The sequence below is a fragment of the Halopseudomonas sabulinigri genome, assembly GCF_900105255.1.
Classification (GTDB): Bacteria; Pseudomonadota; Gammaproteobacteria; order Pseudomonadales; family Pseudomonadaceae; genus Halopseudomonas; species Halopseudomonas sabulinigri.
This window is the reverse complement of record NZ_LT629763.1, coordinates 1,077,473-1,094,601: the sequence shown is the minus strand read 5'-3', so window position 1 is coordinate 1,094,601 and position 17,129 is coordinate 1,077,473. Positions and strand designations below refer to the sequence as shown.

General features: G+C 60.4%; 20 protein-coding genes. 13 read left to right on the top strand and 7 right to left on the bottom strand.

Annotated elements, in window-relative coordinates:
• Positions 1-149: 149 nt before the first annotated feature.
• The 4 genes from BLU26_RS04880 to BLU26_RS04865 form a co-directional block, all read right to left on the bottom strand.
• Positions 150-1,073, bottom strand: coding sequence for a LysR family transcriptional regulator (locus BLU26_RS04880; protein ID WP_092284383.1), 924 nt, complete (start codon positions 1,071-1,073; stop codon positions 150-152).
• Between the two features lie 100 nt (positions 1,074-1,173).
• Complete coding sequence (locus BLU26_RS04875; protein WP_092284381.1) at positions 1,174-1,683, bottom strand: flavin reductase family protein; 510 nt, start codon at positions 1,681-1,683, stop codon at positions 1,174-1,176.
• 82 nt (positions 1,684-1,765) lie between these two features.
• Positions 1,766-2,794, bottom strand: coding sequence for a methionine synthase (locus BLU26_RS04870; RefSeq protein WP_092284379.1), 1,029 nt, complete (start codon positions 2,792-2,794; stop codon positions 1,766-1,768).
• Between the two features lie 20 nt (positions 2,795-2,814).
• Positions 2,815-3,798, bottom strand: a complete 984-nt coding sequence (locus BLU26_RS04865; RefSeq protein ID WP_092284377.1) for a DUF1852 domain-containing protein — start codon at positions 3,796-3,798, stop codon at positions 2,815-2,817.
• Between the two features lie 294 nt (positions 3,799-4,092).
• Between BLU26_RS04865 and rlmM the strand changes: the two genes are divergently transcribed.
• Positions 4,093-5,157 (top strand): 23S rRNA (cytidine(2498)-2'-O)-methyltransferase RlmM, encoded by a 1,065-nt coding sequence (rlmM, locus tag BLU26_RS04860; RefSeq protein WP_092284375.1) that lies wholly within the window; start codon positions 4,093-4,095, stop codon positions 5,155-5,157.
• Positions 5,158-5,187: 30 nt separating this feature from the next.
• Here rlmM and BLU26_RS04855 read toward each other — a convergent pair whose 3' ends face one another.
• Positions 5,188-5,472, bottom strand: a complete 285-nt coding sequence (locus BLU26_RS04855; protein WP_092284373.1) for an antibiotic biosynthesis monooxygenase family protein — start codon at positions 5,470-5,472, stop codon at positions 5,188-5,190.
• A 147-nt stretch (positions 5,473-5,619) separates the two neighbouring features.
• Here BLU26_RS04855 and tusA point away from each other — a divergent pair, with 147 nt between their 5' ends.
• Entirely contained in the window at positions 5,620-5,859 is a 240-nt protein-coding gene (tusA, locus tag BLU26_RS04850; RefSeq protein ID WP_092284370.1) for a sulfurtransferase TusA, read from the top strand.
• 223 nt (positions 5,860-6,082) lie between these two features.
• Complete coding sequence (rmuC, locus tag BLU26_RS04845) at positions 6,083-7,657, top strand: DNA recombination protein RmuC (protein WP_092284368.1); 1,575 nt, start codon at positions 6,083-6,085, stop codon at positions 7,655-7,657.
• A gap of 58 nt (positions 7,658-7,715) precedes the next feature.
• On the opposite strand, the gene rnk is transcribed toward rmuC, so the two are convergent.
• On the bottom strand, positions 7,716-8,123 hold the full coding sequence (rnk, locus tag BLU26_RS04840; protein WP_092284366.1) for a nucleoside diphosphate kinase regulator: 408 nt from the start codon (positions 8,121-8,123) through the stop codon (positions 7,716-7,718).
• A 296-nt stretch (positions 8,124-8,419) separates the two neighbouring features.
• Here rnk and BLU26_RS04835 point away from each other — a divergent pair, with 296 nt between their 5' ends.
• The 10 genes from BLU26_RS04835 (at position 8,420) to BLU26_RS04790 (ending at position 16,252) form a co-directional block, all read left to right on the top strand.
• On the top strand, positions 8,420-9,277 hold the full coding sequence (locus BLU26_RS04835; RefSeq protein WP_092284364.1) for an urease accessory protein UreD: 858 nt from the start codon (positions 8,420-8,422) through the stop codon (positions 9,275-9,277).
• 14 nt (positions 9,278-9,291) lie between these two features.
• On the top strand, positions 9,292-9,594 hold the full coding sequence (gene ureA / locus BLU26_RS04830; protein ID WP_092284362.1) for an urease subunit gamma: 303 nt from the start codon (positions 9,292-9,294) through the stop codon (positions 9,592-9,594).
• A gap of 10 nt (positions 9,595-9,604) precedes the next feature.
• Entirely contained in the window at positions 9,605-9,910 is a 306-nt protein-coding gene (locus BLU26_RS04825; RefSeq protein ID WP_092284360.1) for an urease subunit beta, read from the top strand.
• Between the two features lie 18 nt (positions 9,911-9,928).
• Positions 9,929-11,629 (top strand): urease subunit alpha, encoded by a 1,701-nt coding sequence (ureC, locus tag BLU26_RS04820; RefSeq protein ID WP_172830640.1) that lies wholly within the window; start codon positions 9,929-9,931, stop codon positions 11,627-11,629.
• A gap of 52 nt (positions 11,630-11,681) precedes the next feature.
• The gene (gene ureE, locus BLU26_RS04815) at positions 11,682-12,167 is read left to right on the top strand and encodes an urease accessory protein UreE (protein WP_092284356.1); all 486 of its coding nucleotides are present in this window, start codon (positions 11,682-11,684) and stop codon (positions 12,165-12,167) included.
• Positions 12,168-12,189: 22 nt separating this feature from the next.
• Entirely contained in the window at positions 12,190-12,861 is a 672-nt protein-coding gene (locus BLU26_RS04810) for an urease accessory protein UreF (RefSeq protein ID WP_092284354.1), read from the top strand.
• Positions 12,862-12,874: 13 nt separating this feature from the next.
• Positions 12,875-13,522, top strand: a complete 648-nt coding sequence (gene ureG / locus BLU26_RS04805) for an urease accessory protein UreG (protein ID WP_092284352.1) — start codon at positions 12,875-12,877, stop codon at positions 13,520-13,522.
• A 1-nt stretch (position 13,523) separates the two neighbouring features.
• Positions 13,524-14,108 (top strand): HupE/UreJ family protein, encoded by a 585-nt coding sequence (locus BLU26_RS04800; protein WP_092284350.1) that lies wholly within the window; start codon positions 13,524-13,526, stop codon positions 14,106-14,108.
• Between the two features lie 243 nt (positions 14,109-14,351).
• On the top strand, positions 14,352-14,825 hold the full coding sequence (locus tag BLU26_RS04795; RefSeq protein WP_092284348.1) for a CreA family protein: 474 nt from the start codon (positions 14,352-14,354) through the stop codon (positions 14,823-14,825).
• Between the two features lie 74 nt (positions 14,826-14,899).
• On the top strand, positions 14,900-16,252 hold the full coding sequence (locus tag BLU26_RS04790; RefSeq protein WP_092284346.1) for a TAXI family TRAP transporter solute-binding subunit: 1,353 nt from the start codon (positions 14,900-14,902) through the stop codon (positions 16,250-16,252).
• Here BLU26_RS04790 and BLU26_RS04785 read toward each other — a convergent pair.
• Positions 16,192-17,118 carry an alpha/beta hydrolase gene (locus BLU26_RS04785; RefSeq protein ID WP_092284345.1) on the bottom strand — a complete coding sequence of 309 codons (927 nt, stop codon included), beginning with the start codon at positions 17,116-17,118 and terminating at the stop codon, positions 16,192-16,194. The genes BLU26_RS04790 and BLU26_RS04785 overlap by 61 nt on opposite strands.
• Between the last annotated feature and the right edge of the window lie 11 nt (positions 17,119-17,129).

The window sequence follows — 17,129 nt, the reverse complement described above, 5'->3', positions numbered from 1 at the left end:
CCCCCTGACTCGCCTAGAGGCGAAAGCGATAGTGAGCTAAACACCACGCTTGAAGACCGCCAAAAATGTAGGGTGGATGGCCGAAGCCATTCACCATTGTGGCAAGTCTCTGGCGTTACCCGCCCTACGGAGATTCGCGTGAGAGGGGATCACTCACTCCGCTTGGCACTCACCCCTTCAAGCGTCGCAAAGGACGTATCCTTCGCCGTCAGCAAAAAGTCCTGCAGATACGACATCTCCAGCATGTCCTCACGCACCGCCGCGTAAAGCGTGCCAAATAGCCCCTCAGACCCCAGCTTGCGCGCGCTCACGTAGCCCTTGTGCAGATACTCGGCCATGGCCCAGTTGGGCAGGCAGCAGACGCCGCGGCCCGAGGCGACCAACTGCATCATCATCACGGTCATCTCGGCGGTGCGCAAACTCGCGGGTTCGATGCCGGCAGGGTCGAGGAAGTGCTTGAACACATCCAGCCTATCACGATCGACTGGGTAGCTGATCAGGGTTTCACTGGCCAGATCCTCGGGGCGCACGTAGCTCTGCGCCGCCAGGGGATGCTGGTTGCTGACGGCCAGCAGGGCTTCGTAGGTGAACAGTGGCACGTAGCTGATGCCGGCAATGTCCAGCGGGTCGGAGGTGACGACCAGGTCCAGGTCGCCGCGGGCCAGTGCCGGCAGCGGGGCGAAGAAAAAACCCGAGGCAAAGTCGACTTCTACATCCGGCCAGGCGTTGCGGAACTGATCAATGGTTGGCATCAGCCACTGAAAACAGCTGTGGCACTCGATAGCCATGTGCAGGCGTCCGGCCTGGCCGCCCGCCAGGCGCTGAATATCCCGTTCCGCCTGCCGCAGTTGCGGTAGCACGCTGTCGGCCAGCCGTAACAGACGCAGCCCGGCGCTGGTGAAGCGCACCGGTTTGCTTTTGCGCACAAACAGGCTCATACCGAGCTTCTCTTCCAGATCCTTCAGTTGATGCGACAGGGCCGACTGGGTGAGATGCAAGCGCTCGGCAGCCTCGACCAGGCTTTCGGCGTCGCGCAGGGTGCTGAGGGTGCGCAGGTGGCGGATTTCAAGCATGGCAGGCCCGGCTGTATGAGGAAAGTTGAACTATAGCATGCAGCAGATGAGCCTGATTCAGGTGCTGGCCCGTTACGTTAGCAGGTGAGCAGCCGGTACGTCAGATCGGCTGGTGCGCCGCCAGGTTGCAATAACGACCTTTGAAATACAGCAGCGGCTGCGTCACGGCCGGGCTCTGCCGGCTCAAGGCTTTCACCTCACCAACCACGATCAGGTGGTCACCGGCGGCGTGCTCGGCGTGAATCTCGCAATCAAACCAGTGCAGGCTGCCAGTTATGACGGGATTACCCAGGGGTGAGGTCTGCCAGTCAACAGCGTGCCATTTGTCACTACCCCGGCTGGCAAACTGGTTCGAGATATGCGCCTGCTCGCCGGACAGCACATTCACTGCAAAGCGGCCAGCGCGCCGAATCTTTGGGTAGCTGTAGGCGTTGGCCATGACGCTGAATGAGACCAGCGGCGGGCTCATTGAGACGCTATAGAACGACTGGCAGGTGAAACCAAGCGGTTCGCCGTCGACCTGTGAAGTGATCACGGTGATGCCGGAGGCGTAATGCCCAAGGGCTTCGCGAAAGCTCAGCGGTTCAATTACCGAGGTGGGGCGGGTCATAGTCGATCCTGTAGCATACTGCGACCGGCAGCCTGCCGGCGTGGGTGGAAGGCGGCGCCTGAACGCGCGGCGCTGCCCTTCGTCAGGCCAGCAGTTCCTGGCGGACGATCTCGGCTCCGGCGGCCAGCGCATTCAGCTTGCCGCGGGCAACCGCACGCGGCAGCGGCGCCATGCCGCAATTGGTGCAGGGATAGAGTTTGTCGGCATCCACAAACTGCAGCGCCTTGCGCAGGGTGTTGGCGACTTCCTCGGGCGTCTCGACCGCATGGTTAGCCACATCAATGGCGCCGACCATGACTTTCTTGCCGCGAATCAGCTCGATCAGCTCCATGGGTACGTGGGCGTTGTGGCATTCCAGCGAGACCATGCCGATCTTGGATTGCTGCAGCTTGGGGAACGCCTCTTCATACTGGCGCCACTCGGCGCCGAGGGTCTTTTTCCAATCGGTGTTGGCCTTAATGCCGTAGCCGTAGCAGATATGCACGGCGGTCTCGCATTTCAGGCCTTCGATGGCCCGCTCCAGGGTCGCAACGCCCCAATCGTTGACCTCATCGAAGAACACATTAAAGGCCGGCTCATCAAACTGGATGATATCCACGCCCGCCGCTTCCAGCTCTCGGGCCTCCTGATTGAGAATCTGGGCAAATTCCCAGGCAAGTTTTTCGCGGCTTTTGTAGTGCGCGTCGTACAGGGTGTCGATCATCGTCATCGGCCCTGGCAGGGCCCACTTGATCGGCTGGCTGGTTTGCTGGCGCATGAACTTCGCGTCTTCAACAAAGACCGGCTTCTGTCGTGCTACAGCGCCGACCACCGTGGGCACGCTGGCGTCGTAGCGATCGCGGATTCTGACTGTTTCGCGTTGCTCGAAATCAACCCCATCGAGATGCTCGATAAAGGTCGTGACAAAGTGCTGGCGCGTTTGCTCGCCGTCGCTGACGATGTCGATGCCGGCCTGCAGCTGTTCCTGCAGTGAGACGCGCAAGGCGTCTTGCTTACCTTCAAGCAATGCCTCGCCCTGCAGCTTCCAGGGTGACCATAGCGTTTCGGGCTCAGCCAGCCAGGCCGGTTTCGGCAGGCTGCCGGCTGTCGAGGTTGGTAGCAGTTTTCTCATGATAAAGGCTCGTATCGGTTTTAGTTGGCGTGGCTGGCAGACCATTGCTCAAGCACGTGCTGGTACGGCTTGATGAACTGTTCCTCGGCAAAGCGCCCCTGCTCAATAGCCAGCTGGCTACGCTCTGTTCGGTCATAGACGATCTGCGTCAGTGAGTGATCCTGGTTTTTCAGGTTGGGCTGGTAGCATGGCCCGGCCGGCGCGTTGGCGTTGTAAATCTCGGGCCGATAGATCTTTTGGAACGTCTCCATCGTGCTGATGGTGCTGATCAGCTCAAGATTGGTGTAGTCATTCAGCAGGTCGCCGAAGAAATAGAAAGCCAGCGGGGCGGCACTACCCGGCGGCATGAAGTAGCGAACCTGGAGCCCCATTTTCTTGAAATACTGCTCCGTCAAGGACGACTCGTTAGGCTGATACTCAAAGCCCAGCACCGGGTGCTGGTTGTCTGTGCGCTGGTAAACCTTGTTGTCCGACACGCTGAGACAGACCACCGGTGGCTTGCTGAAATGCTGTTTGTAGGTCGCCGAGTTGATGAAGTGCTGGAACAGTTGGCCGTGCAGCTCGCCGAAGTTGTCTGGAACGCTGAACGCAGGCAGACCCTTGTTGTGATCGAGCAGCAGCACGCTGAAATCATAGTCCCGCACGTAGGAGGAAAAGTTATTGCCGACGATGCCGTCAATGCGCTGGTTGGTTTTGCGGTCAACAATATAGGTTTTGAGTACTTCAATGGCCGGGAAGCTATTGCCACGGCCGCTGGCGTCCAGCAGCAGCTCGACGGAAATGATTTCAAGCTCGACCGCGTAACGGTCGGCCGTGGGGTTGTCCCACTGGGCCAGCGCGTTGAAACGGTTGTTGATCATCGCGAGCGTATTGCGCAGGTTTTGCTGACGGCTTTCGCCTCTGGCCAGGTTGGCAAAATTGGTGGTGATACGCGTGTTATCGGCGGGACAATAATCCTCGTCGAAGCGCAGGTGTTTGATGGCAAAGGTAAAGTCAGTGTTCATCGCTCTCGAGTGTCCTGATGTTTTAGGTGTCGCGTGACGCTGCTTCACAGTCACGCGGGCTAGCCAACTGGGTCAGCGGCTAGGGACGGTATGCATTGTAGGTAGAGGATTAACTTGAGAAAAAGTGAACTATTTTCAAAGAAACATTAGAAGTATTCATGGGGGTTTTTCGTCCTGCGCAGGACGGGCCACGCAGGCGGGTATTCATAATGGCGCGTGAATCAGTCCGGCGGCACTTCAACCAGGCCTCGGCAGCCTGTAGAGTAGCGGCCGGTCATCGAGCGGGAGCGTGTCATGCAGGAACTGTTGCTACATTGTCGTCCAGGTTTTGAAGGGGAAGCCGCTGCAGAAATGCAGGAGCTGGCAGCCGAGCAGGGCATCGCCGGTTATGCCGTAGCGCAGGACGGCGCAGCCTTGGTGCGCTTCGTCTGCCCGCAGGCAGGCGACGCTGAGCAACTGATGCAAGTCATTCCCTTCAGTCATCTGATCTTCGCTCGCCAATGGGCAGTAGGCAGCTGGTTGGACGTCGATCCGGAAGATCGCATTACCCCGATTATCACCGCCTGCGCACAGGGGCCCATCGCGTCGCAGCTGTGGCTGGAGACGGCCGATACTAACGACGGTAAATCAATGGCCGCGCTGACCAAGAAATTGCGCGCACCGCTCGAACGCTCGCTTACCAAGACCCGCTTCGTGCGCCCGAACAAACCCGAACTGCCGCGCCTGCATCTGTGCTTTGAGAGTGGTCAGCGGGTGTTCGTTGGCTGGTCCTGGGCAGATAACGCCGCGCCCTGGCCCATGGGTATTCCGCGCCTGCGCGTACCCAAGGATGCGCCCAGCCGCTCTACCTTGAAGCTGGAAGAAGCCTGGCACCACTTTATTCCGCGCGATGATTGGGATAGCCGCCTGAAAGCCGGCATGACGGCGGTCGACTTGGGCGCAGCCCCCGGCGGCTGGACCTGGCAACTGGTCAACCGGCTGATGAACGTCATCGCGGTGGATAACGGCCCAATGGACCGCAAGCTGATGGACAGCGGGCAAGTGGAGCACGTGCAGGCCGACGGCTACCTGTACAAGCCCAAGTACACGGTCGACTGGATGGTCTGCGATATTGTCGACAAGCCCGCGCGCAGCAGCGCGCTGGTGTCCAAGTGGATTGGTCAACGCCTGTGCCGCGAAGTCATCATCAACTTCAAGTTGCCGATGAAGCGCCGCTATCAGGAAGTGATGCAATGTCTGGAGCACATTCAGGATGCGCTCGACGAGGCGGGCGTCAAGGCAGAAATCGCCTGCAAGCAGCTGTACACCGATCGCGAAGAGGTAACGTGCCACGTGCGCGCCATCTCACGTGGCTACTGAGGCGGGCTCCGGTTAGACCCTGATGAACCGCTAGAGCGGCTCAAGCAGGGTGATCCGCTCCTGTTCCAGCAAAATGGGCGCGAAGGCGCCAATGCTGTCCTTGCGCGCATCGGAGTTTTCCCAGCGCTCCCAGGAGTGCCGGTTCTGCCAGGTCACGGTGATGATACGGTGGTTCGGCTGCTCCAGATTGCGAAAGGACTCCCCGGAAATGAAACCGGGCGATTGAATGGCGGCTGACAGCACCTGCCGGGCAACCTCTTCGTAAGGCTGTTCCAGCCCCTCTGCAATAACACGTTCAATCAACACTTTGATCATGAATCATCCCTTGTTGTGGCCGGGTGTTGGTGTATCGTCTTTTCGACTTGTCATGTACCGCTTGCCTAAGTGTTGGCGCTGCGAGCGCGTCTGGCAAGCACTCGGTTAATTCTGGATAATCGGCTTTTTTTGAAGCAGGCCCTGATAATGAGCGAACCCACCTCACCATCGACCCTGGATACCCAGGGACTGATGTGCCCGGAACCGGTTATGTTGCTGCATAACGCTGTGCGCGACATGGCAGTAGGCGACCTGTTGCAGGTGCTGGCAACTGACCCGTCCACCCAGCGCGATATTCCCAAGTTCTGTGCCTTTCTGGGGCATGAATTGGTCGAGCAGCAAGAGCGTGATGGCGTGTTCCGTTATCTGATCCGCAAGGCGGATTGAGCCGGGTTCCCGGCCAGAAGACGGCTGTTGGCACGCTCTAGCTAACGCCTGCTGCCGAGCGCTAAAGTCCCGCCCTGTTCCAGTGCTGCCGTCAGGTAGCTTGTCCGGCCATTGAGCTTCGCCCCAGCCTGCCGATTCTTTGCTCGGCTAGCGCTCTGCGGTTAACAATCGTTTTAATGGGTACGCAGCGCATGGATAATACGGCGAGCCCAAGGAGAAGTGCATGCCCCTGTCTGATCTTACCCAACTCTATCCCGTTATCTGTCTTGCCCTGCTGGCCGGCTGGGGGCTGACTGCCACCTTGCTGCTGCGCCGTCAGAGCGCGCTGCGCGAGGAGTTGGCGCAAGCGCAGCAACAGCAGGCGCAATTGCGCGACGAGCTGCAAACAGCACAGCTGGAGCTGCATCAGCAACACGCGCAGCACAGCGGACTGCAAACGCGTATCGAGCACCTGCAAGAAACCCAGCAGGAGCTGCGCCAACAGCAGCTGCAGCAGGCTGAGCGCCTGAGCAGCGCGCAGGCACAGGGTCAGGAGTGGCAGCTGCAGGCCGAGCGTGCGCAAACGCTGAGCCGTGAGCAGGGCAGGCAGGTCGAGGAGCTGCGCGCTGAGCGTGACCAACTGCGTACGCGGCTGGATACGCTGCAGCACGAGCATGAGCAGCTCAAGGTGGAGCACTCCACGCTGCAAAGCAGTTTAGAGCAGCGTCAGCAGCATTTCAGTGAGCAGCAACAACTGCTGAAAGACAGCCGCGACCAGCTGAAAATGGAATTCGAACAACTGGCCGGCAAGATCTTCGAGGCCAAGGGCCAGGCCTTCTCGCAACAGAATCAGCAATCGCTGGATGCACTACTCAAGCCGTTCCGCGAGCAGATCGACCAGTTCCGCAGCAAGGTTGAAGACATCCATCACAAGGACACCCAGCAGCAGGCTACCCTGGCGGCTGAGCTCAAGCATCTGAAAGACCTGAACCTGCAGATTACCCAGGAAGCGCATGATCTGAGCACTGCCCTGCGCGGGCAGAAAAAGACACAGGGCAACTGGGGAGAGCTGATACTGGAAAACGTGCTGGAACGCTCCGGTCTGCGTGCGGGCACCGATTTCAAGCGCGAAGTCAGCATGACCAACAGCGAAGGGCAGCGTCAGCGGCCAGACGTCTTGGTCTATCTGCCGCAGGACAAGCACCTGATCATCGACGCCAAGGTGTCGCTCAACGCTTATACCCGCTACATCAACAGCGAGGATGACACCGAGCGGCGGGTGGCCCTGGCTGAGCACGTGCAGGCCATCGGACAGCGCATTCGCGAACTGTCGGACCGCAACTACTTTGATCTGCCGGGCCTTAACGCGCCCGAGATGGTGTTCATGTTCATCCCCATCGAGTCAGCCTTTGTTGAGGCGCTGAAGGCCGATGAAACCCTGTTTCAGAAGGCCATCGAACAGAATGTACTGGTGGCCACGCCCACCACCTTGTTGACCAGCCTGAACATAGTGCGGCAGCTGTGGCGCTTTGAAGACCAGAACCGCCACACTGCCGAGCTGGCCGAACGCGCGGCCAAGATTCACGACAAGCTGCGTACCTTCCTGGGTAGTATGGACAATATCGAGAAGAGCCTGGACAAGGCATCGGATGCCTACCGCAAAGCCAAGGATCAACTGCTTGGCGGGCGCGCCAACCTGGTTAAACAGGTTAACGATTTCAAAGAGTTGGGCGTATCTGTTAAAGCAGAATTGGGCGAGGAGTGGACCGAGCGCGCGGCTCTGGAGCTAGGCCATGACAGCCCCGATCCGGCGCAATAGCGGTCAGCGGCAACCAGCGCCCGAGGCGAGCTCGGGGCGCTGGGGCTAACAGCTGGTGTCAGAGGTGATAGTCACCGCTGGCTTCTGGCTGATACAGAATATCCATGATTTTGAGCTTCAGCGGGCGTCCCTGCGGGCCTTGCCAGTTGATGCTCTGACCGACCTTCAAACCGAGCAGGGCGATACCCACTGGCGCCAGAATCGAGATGGTGCCGGGTCGTCCGGCCTGCTCTGGATAAACCAGTGTCAGCACGAACTCGCGTTCGCTCGCCTCATCACTAAACCGCACTGTCGAATTCATGGTGACCACGTCGCTGGCAATGCGCTTGTGGCTGACCACGCGGGCGCGCAGCACCTCGTCTTCCAGCGCTTCCAGCAGATCCAGTGGCGCCTGCATGTTATCGAGCACTTTCTCCAGGCGCTGCACATCCAGACGGGTCATTACGATGGCGGGGGATTTGTTCATGGCGAGCGGCACTACTCCTTGATTAGAGTTGAGTTCAACAGTTTTGGGTAATTAAAGGCATTGCCCAGCAGGACGCTGGTCAGCCGACGTTACCAGATTGGGCAGCGGTTACAACCGTCAAGGTGTATCCAATTATGCCCTTTTATGGTGCCTTGAAATGCTGTCCAAATGGTCAGTGTTCGTTTATGGTGCGTCGCGCCGTGACCTGTTGTCGGGCACGCCGCGGAATATCGGCGCGTCAGGGTGGCATGGCACTTGCTCTGTAATTGGCCATCGTTAACGGTTGGATACGCCCTATGACCCTCGCTTGGCACCTTGAACAGCATGATAGCGCGCTGAACTGGCAAGCCGGCTTAAGCCTGGGGTTCGCCCGCAGCGGAGAACGCACCCAGTTGGCGCACACCAGCCACCGCGGCCCCCTGCGCATTCAACGTCCCTTCTTTCCGGAAGGGACCGATTGCCCGCACCTCTACATTCTGCACCCGCCTGGTGGGCTGGTCAGTGGCGATACCCTTCGCCTGCAAGCCGACATGCAAGCGGGTGCCCAAGCGTTGCTGACCACGCCATCCTCGGGCAAATGCTATCGCGCGCGCGACAACGGCACCTTTCAGGTGCAACACAACCGCTTCACCCTGGCCGCTGGCAGCAGTCTGGAATATCTGCCGCAAGACACAATCGCCTTTGAAGGCTGCAACGCCAAATTCATTACCCGTATTGATTTGAACGGCGATGCTCGTTGCTGCGCCTGGGATCTGCTCTGCCTTGGCCGACCGGCGGCGGACGAAGGCTTTACCCACGGCGCGGTGGAGCAGCGCCTGGACGTGTGGCGCGATGGCCGGCCGATTTACATCGAGCGCAACTGCTTTGTGGGTGGTGAAGCGCTGCTGGATGCGCGCTGGGGGTTGGCCGGAGCCGGTGTCAGTGGCACCTGGTTGGCTACACTGCAACTGGATCGCCAACAGCTCGATGACCTGCGTGAGACCTTTGCAGACTACCCGCAGTTGGCGCTGACGCAGCGCAACGGCTTGCTGATTGGCCGTTATCTTGGTCATGAGGCCGAACATGCGCGCAATACCTTTATTCGTTTGTGGCAGCACCTGCGACCCCTGATCAACGGTCGCGCTGCCTGCTCACCCCGTATCTGGAATACCTGAATGGAGCCCGTTTCATGGAGCTGACACCGCGCGAAAAAGACAAACTTCTGCTATTCACCGCAGCGCTGCTGGCCGAGCGCCGGTTGGCCCGCGGGGTAAAGCTGAATTATCCGGAAGCCATGGCCTACATCAGCGCTGCGATCATGGAAGGTGCGCGAGATGGGCGCAGCGTGGCCGAGATGATGAGCTACGGTCGCACCTTGCTAAGTCGCGATCAGGTGATGGATGGCATTCCCGAACTGCTGGCCGAGGTGCAGGTGGAAGCAACTTTCCCCGACGGCACCAAACTGGTCACCGTGCATAACCCGATTCCCTGAGGAGAGCGCCATGATTCCAGGAGAAATACAGACCCGCGAGGGCTCGCTGCAACTCAACGAGGGGCGCGAGACGCTGATGATCAGCGTGGCCAACAGTGGCGACCGCCCGGTGCAGGTGGGCTCTCATTACCACTTTGCTGAAACCAACCCGGCGCTGCAGTTCGACCGTGCTGCGGCGCGTGGCTTTCGGCTGAACATTGCCGCTGGCACGGCAGTGCGTTTCGAGCCGGGGCAGAGCCGCGAGGTGGAACTGGTGGCCTTGGCCGGTGAGCGCAAGGTGTATGGCTTCCGTGGCGACGTCATGGGCAGTCTCTGAGCAGATCAGGAGCGAATAATGGAAATCAGCAGACAGGCCTACGCCGAAATGTATGGCCCAACCACCGGCGACCGCGTGCGTCTTGGCGACACCGAGCTGTGGATCAGCGTAGAGAAGGACCTGACCCGCTACGGCGAGGAAGTGAAATTTGGTGGCGGCAAGGTAATCCGCGACGGCATGGGGCAAAGCCAGCGCACCCGTACCGAAACCCCGGATACCGTGATCACCAATGCGCTGATCCTCGACTGGTGGGGCGTGATCAAGGCCGACGTGGCGCTCAAGGATGGCAACATCCAGGCGATCGGCAAGGCTGGCAACCCGGATATACAACCGGGTATCGATATCATCATCGGGCCCTGTACCGAGGTGATTGCCGGCGAAGGCATGATTCTGACTGCCGGCGGCATTGATGCGCACATTCATTTCATCTGCCCGCAGCAGATTGATGAGGCGCTGATGTCGGGCGTCACCACCATGATTGGTGGCGGCACCGGCCCGGCCACCGGCACCAATGCCACCACCTGCACACCGGGTGCCTGGCACCTGGGCAAGATGCTCCAATCCGCCGAGTGTTTTCCGATGAACCTCGGCTTTCTCGGCAAGGGTAACGCCAGCCTGCCGGACGCATTGGAAGAGCAGATCGAGGCTGGCGCGATGGGCCTCAAACTGCACGAAGACTGGGGCACTACGCCGGCGGCTATTGACTGCTGCCTGAGTGTGGCCGATGCCTACGATGTGCAGGTGGCGATCCACACCGATACCCTGAATGAATCCGGTTTTGTGGAAGACACCCTGGCCGCGATCAATGGCCGGGTGATTCACACCTATCACACCGAGGGCGCTGGTGGTGGCCACGCGCCGGATATCATCAAGGCCTGCGGTGAAGCCAACGTGCTGCCGTCCTCGACCAACCCGACGCGGCCTTACACGGTCAACACTGTGGATGAGCACCTGGACATGCTGATGGTTTGCCATCACCTGGATCCGGCCATCGCCGAAGACGTAGCCTTTGCTGACTCGCGCATCCGCCGCGAGACCATCGCCGCCGAAGACATCCTGCACGACCTGGGCGCCTTCTGCATGATCTCGTCAGACTCCCAGGCCATGGGCCGCGTGGGTGAAGTGGTCACTCGCACTTGGCAAACCGCGCACAAGATGAAAGTGCAGCGCGGCCCGCTGGAGGGCGACGATGAGTGGTCCGACAACGCACGCGCCAAACGCTACATCGCCAAGTACACCATCAACCCGGCCATCACCATGGGCCTGGCCGATGTGGTCGGCTCGATCGAGGTCGGCAAACTGGCAGATCTGGTGCTGTGGAAGCCGGCGTTCTTTGGCACCAAGCCCAGCCTGATTCTCAAGGGCGGTGCCATCGCTGCGGCGCCGATGGGCGATCCGAACGCCTCGATTCCGACGCCGCAGCCAGTGCACTACCGGCCGATGTTCGGCGCCTTTGGCAAGGGTATGGATAGCACCTGTGTGACCTTTGTCTCCAAGGCAGCGCTGGACGCCGGTATTGCCGACAAGCTTGGCCTGAATCGCCGGCTGGAAGCGGTACGCAATACCCGCACCATCGGCAAGGCGGACATGAAGCTGAACGATTACATGCCCGACATCAGCGTTGATCCGCAGACCTATGTGGTCAAGGCCGACGGTGTTGAGCTGCTCTGCGAGCCGGCCACCGAATTGCCGCTGGCCCAGCGTTACTACCTGTTCTAAGTGGCTTTGAACGATTTGTGTTGAATGACCTGTTTTGAGAGGGAAAGACCCAATGCTGGAATGTCATGAATGGCTGGAGGGCGAGGGCGGTCACGACCACGTGCTCGAGCTGACCTATGAGCTTCGCACCCGTAGCCGTCTGCGTGCGGTCACCGAGGGTGGGTTGGACGTCGGCCTGTTTCTACCACGTGGTCGCGTGTTGGCCCAGGGCGAACGCCTGCAGTGCACTGACGGCAGCGTGCTGATGATCAGTGCCGCACCGGAGCAACTGTCGCGTGTGCAGTGCAGTGACGCGCTGCTGCTGGCGCGGGCGGCCTATCACATGGGCAACCGTCACGTCGCACTCGAGGTGCGCGCCGGCGAGCTGCGTTACCTGTGCGATCACGTGCTGGATGCCATGCTGCGCGGCTTTGGGCTGGAGGTAGAGCAGATTACCGCGCCTTTCAATCCTGAGTCCGGTGCCTACCATAACCACAGCCACAGCGTTGCCACCCCGGCGGCACCTTTTCTGCGGCTGGCCGGGCATGATCGTGGCTGAGGCGAGGGTGGAAGCCAGAGTAATGACCGATCTGGCGCTGCTGCGCGTATTGCAGCTGGCCAGCCCGGCACTGCCGATTGGTGGCTATGCCTATTCGCAAGGCCTGGAGTACGCCATCGAGCAGGCTTGGGTGACGGATATCGACAGTGCCGCCGGTTGGCTTGGTGGTTTGCTTGAGCACTCCGCCGCGCGGCTGGATATACCCATTCTGCTGCGGCAGTACGAGGCGCTGGAACGCGCCGATGACGGAGCGCTGTTCTCCTGGAATGACTGGCTGCTGGCCAACCGCGAAACCGCCGAGTTGTATCTGGAGGACAGCCAGCAGGGCGGCGCCTTGTTGCGGCTGCTGTGCTCGCTCGGTGTACCCAGTGCACAGGAGTGGCCTAGCGGCGAGCCTCTGGCGCTGGTCACCGCGCTGGCCATGGCCGGCCAGCACTGGAGCACCGGCGCACATGCGCTGGCACTCGGGGCACTCTGGAGCTGGCTGGAGAACCAGGTGGGCGCCGCGACCAAACTGATACCGCTGGGCCAGACCGATGCTCAGCGCCTGCTTGACCGTATTTTGCCCAGCCTGCCGGGCGTCGTGGAGACAGCGCGGCAGCTGCCTGGCGACGAACTCGGCGCGGGGTTGCCTGGCCTGGCGTTCGCCAGCGCCCGGCACGAACATCAATACACCCGACTGTTTCGATCTTAAGGAGCACTGACATATGACTACCAGACCTGCATTGCGAGTGGGCATTGGCGGACCTGTGGGTTCCGGCAAGACTGCACTGGTGCGCACCCTCTGCGAGCGCCTGTACCCGCACTACAACCTGGGTGTGATCACCAATGATATCTATACCCGCGAGGATGCCGACTTTCTGCTGCGCCACGATGCGTTGCCGGAAGACCGCATCCTGGGCGTCGAAACCGGCGGCTGCCCGCACACCGCCATCCGCGAGGACGCTTCGATGAATCTGGCCGCCGTGGCCGAGCTGCAGGAGCGTCACCCGGAAATGGAGCTGGTGCTGGTGGAGAGCGGCGGCGACAACCTTGCCGCGACCTTCAGCCCCGAGCTGTCTGACCTCACGCTCTACGTGATCGATGTGTCCGCTGGCGACAAGATACCGCGCAAGGGTGGGCCGGGTATTACCCGCTCCGACCTGCTGATCATCAACAAGACCGACCTGGCTCCGCTGGTGGGCGCCGATCTGGGCGTGATGGATCGCGACGCCAAGAAAATGCGCGGCGAGCGCCCTTTCGTGTTTTCCAACCTCAAGAGCGGGCAGGGCGTGGAAGACATCATCAATTTCATCGTACGTCAGGGCATGCTCAAGGCGCTGCCCAGCACTGAACAATCTCAACAAGGAGCCTGACATGAACCACCTTCGCAAACACCTTCTGCTGGCCGCTGGCCTTACTCTGATGCCAGCCATGGCCTATGCCCACCCCGGCCACGGTACGTCCGGCCTGGTCAGCGGCCTGAGTCACCCGCTGTTTGGTCTGGATCACCTGCTGGCCATGGTGGCGGTCGGCTTGTGTGCAGCCAAGCTCGGCGGGGTCGCACGCTGGTTGCTGCCGGTGCTTTTTGTCGGCGTGATGGTACTGGGCGGTGGTCTGGCCATGGCCGGCATGCATCTGCCGGGTGTTGAGCTGGGTATCGTGGCCTCGGTGATCGTACTGGGCGTGCTGCTGATGTTCGCGCGCAGCGGTGCCACCATTCCGGCAGCGGTGCTGGTCAGCGGTTTCGCGCTGTTCCACGGGTACGCCCATGGCGCCGAGATGCCCGCGGCAGCGGGTGCGGCGGCCTACGCCTTCGGTTTTGCCGTAGCAACCGCCGGGTTGCACGGGCTCGGGCTGGTCGGCGGCCAATGGCTGCAGGCACGGCACTGGCAGCGTGCTGTCTCAGTATTGGGCGCGCTGATCAGCATGGCCGGCGTGAGCATGGCGCTGAGCATGTAAGGCGGCGCAGGCAGTAAAAAGCCGCGCTCTGGCCCTGCCAGGCGCGGCTTTTTTGTGGCCGTAATGCTTGCTGGCCAAGGGCGGCACCAGCGCGGATCCGCGCAAGCCGCCGGTTAATGCAGGTTAAGCAAGCAAGCTGCGGAGCATCCGGCGGGGTTATGCTGTCAAAGCGGAGATGTGACCACAAAAACATTACTTTTCAAGCAATTGAGATCGGGTTTGAAAGTAACGCAGGGAGTGAAAATGAAGAAATTATTGGTAGCGGCAGGACTCATTGGTGTGCTTGCCGGTTGTTCAGACAATGAGGTGGGCGATGTTTCTTTGGGGGTATTCACCCTCAAGGACATCAAGTTGAACTCGCTGGTAGATCCGCAGGTGCCCGGTGTTACCTGTCATATCGCGTCGGTCGAGGCGAACCTGAGTTTATCCGATCCCAGCGACAGTGCCATTTCCTGCCGGCAGACCGGCGAGATCACGCCGGAGATGATTGCCCAGATCGACACCAGCGATTCGGGTGAGATCGTGTTCCGTAAATCCAAAAGCGTATTCTTCAAGACCATGAAGGTAAGGCGCATCTTTGATCCGCAGAATCAGACGCTGATGTACCTGTCGTATTCCACCAAGGAGACGTCCGGCAGCTTCAAGCACAGTCTGTCGACCGTGCCGCTGTGGGGTACCAAGGCCTATCAACCCGCCGGTTTCGTTACCCAAGAGTAACGCGCCAGGCTTTTTTCGCAGGACCGGCGCAAGCCGTTTAGACTGCAGGGAAGATTCGTGTTCGGAGTGGCAGGATGCATAACCTGAAGCAGATAGGGCTCTTCATTCGTACCAACCTGTGGATTATCCCGTTGGCGCTGGTGCTGGTGTGGCTGTTGTTTCGCTTGCTTGATCCGGCGCCGCCCAAGGTGCTGGTGATGACCACGGGTAGCGAAACCGGTAGTTACCACCAGTTTGGTCTGGCCATGCAAAAGGAACTGGCCAAGCAGGATCTGGAGCTGCGGCTGCGCACCAGCCGTGGCTCGTTGGATAACCTGCAGCTGCTCACCGATGGCACCGGTGAGGCGCAGATCGGCTTGATTCAAAGCGGTACCGAGCTGTTGCTGGAACCGGCGCAGCGCAGCCGTCTGGTCGGCCTGGCCGCGCTCTACCACGAACCCCTGTGGCTGTTTCAGCGCAAGGGCGCGAATATCACCCGGTTATCTGACCTGGAGGACAAGCGCGTCGCAGTGGGCAGCGAGGGCAGCGGTACCTGGGCAGTGCTCAAGGGGCTGTTTGAAGAGCGCAACGAGGTTTCCCGGCTGGAGCTGTTGAACAACGGACTGTGGCGCAAGATGGGTAGCTCGGCCGCCGTCGATGCGCTGGTAGCGGGCGAGCTGGATGCTGCCTTTCTGGTGTTGCCGGCCGACAACCGCCTGGTGACGCGTTTGGCGGCCAACCCGGATATGACCCTGATCAACCTCTCGCAGGCCGATGCCTTTGCCGCGCGGCTGCATTTTCTGGAGGCGCTGGACGTGCCCAAGGGGCTGTTGAATATCGCCGCCAGCATGCCACCGCAAGATACCAAGGTACTGTCACCGGTGGCGATGCTGGTGGGCAATCAGAGCTTTCATCCAGCTCTGACCGCCGTGGTATTGGAGGCTGCACGCAAGGTGCTGCGCGATGGCAACCTGCTCGACAAGCCCGGACGTTTCCCGGCCGGTGAGCCGATGGGGCTGGAGCTGAGCAAGGAGGCTGATTACTACCATCGCCAGGGCGTGCCCTTTCTGCAGCGGTATCTGCCGTTCCAGGTGGCGTCGGCAATTGATCGTTACGTCGTGCTGGTTATTCCCTTCATTGCCATCATGTTTCCGTTACTCAAGACTATGGGGCCGTTGTACCGCTGGCGCGTACGAGCGCGGGTATACCGCTGGTATGAGCACCTGCGGCGCATCGACAAGCTGATTTACAGTGGCAAGATCAAACAGCAATACACGCAGGAAATTCAGGGGCTGAAGGAACTGGAAACCGAACTGAATCATGTGGACGTACCACTTTCCTATGCCCATGAGCTGTACAGCCTGCACCTGCACGTTCGCTACATGATCTACCGTTTGGAATCCTTGCAGGCCGAGGAGGAGGGCGGAGAGAAACCGTCGTTGGCCTGATCATCAGTCTTGCTTACGCCGTGCTGGCTGATAAAGCAGGTGACCTGATCAATCACCGGCGCCCAGTGCTGGAAGGGCGCTGCCAGAGTCAACAGAATTTTGATGTGTCCCAAGTCATCCATCACCGCACTCTTGGTCGCCACGCCCTGCGTGGTCAGTGCCTCGGCCAGCTGCCGGGTGTTGCGTTGCGGGTCGACCAGGTCGTCCTCGGCGCCGGCCAACAGTAACGCGGGTGGGCTGGCAGCGCTGGCATGTACCAGCGGCTGGGAGTCGACCGGGGTATCGGGGTGATAGAAAACCGGCTGCACATCGGGGTTGATTATCGGTAGAAAGTCGTAAGGACCGGCCAGGCCGATCCAGCCGCTGAGTATGTCGGGGCTGAGCTGCTCCTGATCCAACCAGCGCGAATCGAGCGCGAGCATGGCGGCGTTGTAGGCGCCGGCGCTGTGGCCCATGACGAACAGGGGGCCCTGCGGGCTCTGCCAGTCCGCCTGGTGTGCTCGTGTCCAGGCCAGGGCCTTGGCGCTATCGCGTAAAAAATCGGGGTAGCGCACCTCGGGGTACAGTCGATAATCGGGAATCACCGCGATAATGCCGCGACTCGCCAGTGCCTGGCCCACGAAACGGTAGTTGCCACGCTCGCCGCTACGCCAGCTTCCTCCGTAGTAGAACACCACCACCGGCGCATTGGGTTTCAGTTCAGCTGGCAGGTAAACATCCATTTGCTGGCGCGGCAGGTCGCCGTAGCGCAGGCTGCCGAGCTTTTCATAGCCATGGTTTGGCACCAGCCAGTTGACCGGGGCGAGGGCTGAGCAACCGCTGAGTAGGGTAGTCATCAGTAGCGACAGGGTGCGTAGCAGCGGCATGGGCCGTCCTC

Excerpts from the sequence above, each read along its gene's own strand:
- BLU26_RS04880 (WP_092284383.1), bottom strand. The coding sequence starts at position 1,073 with ATGCTTGAAATCCGCCACCTGCGCACCCTCAGCACCCTGCGCGACGCC.
- BLU26_RS04875 (WP_092284381.1), bottom strand. The coding sequence starts at position 1,683 with ATGACCCGCCCCACCTCGGTAATTGAACCGCTGAGCTTTCGCGAAGCC.
- BLU26_RS04870 (WP_092284379.1), bottom strand. The coding sequence starts at position 2,794 with ATGAGAAAACTGCTACCAACCTCGACAGCCGGCAGCCTGCCGAAACCG.
- BLU26_RS04865 (WP_092284377.1), bottom strand. The coding sequence starts at position 3,798 with ATGAACACTGACTTTACCTTTGCCATCAAACACCTGCGCTTCGACGAG.
- rlmM (WP_092284375.1), top strand. The coding sequence starts at position 4,093 with ATGCAGGAACTGTTGCTACATTGTCGTCCAGGTTTTGAAGGGGAAGCC.
- BLU26_RS04855 (WP_092284373.1), bottom strand. The coding sequence starts at position 5,472 with ATGATCAAAGTGTTGATTGAACGTGTTATTGCAGAGGGGCTGGAACAG.
- tusA (WP_092284370.1), top strand. The coding sequence starts at position 5,620 with ATGAGCGAACCCACCTCACCATCGACCCTGGATACCCAGGGACTGATG.
- rmuC (WP_092284368.1), top strand. The coding sequence starts at position 6,083 with ATGCCCCTGTCTGATCTTACCCAACTCTATCCCGTTATCTGTCTTGCC.
- rnk (WP_092284366.1), bottom strand. The coding sequence starts at position 8,123 with ATGAACAAATCCCCCGCCATCGTAATGACCCGTCTGGATGTGCAGCGC.
- BLU26_RS04835 (WP_092284364.1), top strand. The coding sequence starts at position 8,420 with ATGACCCTCGCTTGGCACCTTGAACAGCATGATAGCGCGCTGAACTGG.
- ureA (WP_092284362.1), top strand. The coding sequence starts at position 9,292 with ATGGAGCTGACACCGCGCGAAAAAGACAAACTTCTGCTATTCACCGCA.
- BLU26_RS04825 (WP_092284360.1), top strand. The coding sequence starts at position 9,605 with ATGATTCCAGGAGAAATACAGACCCGCGAGGGCTCGCTGCAACTCAAC.
- ureC (WP_172830640.1), top strand. The coding sequence starts at position 9,929 with ATGGAAATCAGCAGACAGGCCTACGCCGAAATGTATGGCCCAACCACC.
- ureE (WP_092284356.1), top strand. The coding sequence starts at position 11,682 with ATGCTGGAATGTCATGAATGGCTGGAGGGCGAGGGCGGTCACGACCAC.
- BLU26_RS04810 (WP_092284354.1), top strand. The coding sequence starts at position 12,190 with ATGACCGATCTGGCGCTGCTGCGCGTATTGCAGCTGGCCAGCCCGGCA.
- ureG (WP_092284352.1), top strand. The coding sequence starts at position 12,875 with ATGACTACCAGACCTGCATTGCGAGTGGGCATTGGCGGACCTGTGGGT.
- BLU26_RS04800 (WP_092284350.1), top strand. The coding sequence starts at position 13,524 with ATGAACCACCTTCGCAAACACCTTCTGCTGGCCGCTGGCCTTACTCTG.
- BLU26_RS04795 (WP_092284348.1), top strand. The coding sequence starts at position 14,352 with ATGAAGAAATTATTGGTAGCGGCAGGACTCATTGGTGTGCTTGCCGGT.
- BLU26_RS04790 (WP_092284346.1), top strand. The coding sequence starts at position 14,900 with ATGCATAACCTGAAGCAGATAGGGCTCTTCATTCGTACCAACCTGTGG.
- BLU26_RS04785 (WP_092284345.1), bottom strand. The coding sequence starts at position 17,118 with ATGCCGCTGCTACGCACCCTGTCGCTACTGATGACTACCCTACTCAGC.